Annotated in this window: 3 protein-coding genes; 2 read left to right on the forward strand and 1 reads right to left on the reverse strand. The window is 61.0% G+C overall.

The genetic code is table 11. The annotated features are described in order from the left end of the window. A partial coding sequence (locus tag EOA27_RS38215; RefSeq protein ID WP_189562371.1) for a cation transporter occupies positions 1-295 on the reverse strand: 295 nt, incomplete at its 3' end. A 211-nt stretch (positions 296-506) separates the two neighbouring features. On the opposite strand from EOA27_RS38215, the gene EOA27_RS43075 reads away from it, so the two are divergent. Both EOA27_RS43075 and EOA27_RS38225 read left to right on the forward strand, forming a co-directional pair. After that, positions 507-632 (forward strand): hypothetical protein, encoded by a 126-nt coding sequence (locus EOA27_RS43075; RefSeq protein WP_095819016.1) that lies wholly within the window; start codon positions 507-509, stop codon positions 630-632. 193 nt (positions 633-825) lie between these two features. Continuing rightward, a partial coding sequence (locus tag EOA27_RS38225; RefSeq protein WP_245491378.1) for an SMR family transporter occupies positions 826-906 on the forward strand: 81 nt, incomplete at its 3' end.

The following is a 906-nucleotide window of genomic DNA, read 5'->3' on the forward strand; positions in this document are numbered from 1 at the left end:
CATAGAAGGAAACGCCGGCGCCAAGCGCGAAAACCAGAAGCGCGACGATGAAACTCCAGAAATAGAGCTCGCGCCCGTGACCGAGCGGATGGGTGTGATCGGGCGGCCGCGCGGCGCGATGCATGCCGTAAAGGAGCAGCGTGCCATTGCCGGTGTCGACCAACGAATGCACACCTTCCGACAGCATGGCGGACGAACCGGTGAAGGCTGCCGCCACGAATTTGGTGACCGCGATCGCCAGATTGCCGGCAAGCGCGGCGTAGATCACCCGTCTCGATCCGCTATGTCCTGCCATCCGATCCCCGGCTAGCCCTGCGCGCGAGCTTAGCGGCCCGCCCAGCAAAGCTCTACAGACAATGCGCCAGTCCATGCGAGGTTTCGAACTGGCGTCGCGACCGCAAAATCGGTTGACAGCCGGCCGGCCGGCTTAGCAAAGCCGCACTGCCTCTTGCAGTCCGTCATTTCTCTTGTTTCACTCGGCTTGCCCACAATCGGAGGAGCGAATCATGGCTAAAGGTGCGATGAAGGCGGGCAAGGAAGCCCGCAAACCGAAGAAGGACGCCAAGAAGCCCGCCGCGGCCCCGGCTCCCAAGGCGCCGCCGGTCAAGGCGATGCGCATCAAGGAAAAGTAAGCGGCCCGAATCGGTCGACCGGCTCCCTGCAGATCTGAACCGGCGGCATGACAATGCTGCCGGTGTTTTGTTGATCGGAAAACAGGCCATCTTATTTTCAAGGAGGGAGGACGACCTCGCTTCCCGGAAAAACCGGCCGTGACGACCCGCCACCAAGCATCTCAGGCGATGCTGGAATGACCGAGCGTTTTTGATGTCCTGGATCTTTCTATGCTTCGCCGGCTTGTTCGAGATCGGCTGGGCGATCGGCCTCAAATACACCGATGGTTTCTCC

Origin of the sequence: Mesorhizobium sp. M2A.F.Ca.ET.037.01.1.1, assembly GCF_003998075.1 — a bacterium.
Classification (GTDB): Bacteria; Pseudomonadota; Alphaproteobacteria; order Rhizobiales; family Rhizobiaceae; genus Mesorhizobium.

Bases quoted from the DNA above. Each gene is read 5' to 3' on its own strand.
- EOA27_RS43075 (WP_095819016.1), top strand. From the start codon at position 507: ATGGCTAAAGGTGCGATGAAGGCGGGCAAGGAAGCCCGCAAACCGAAG.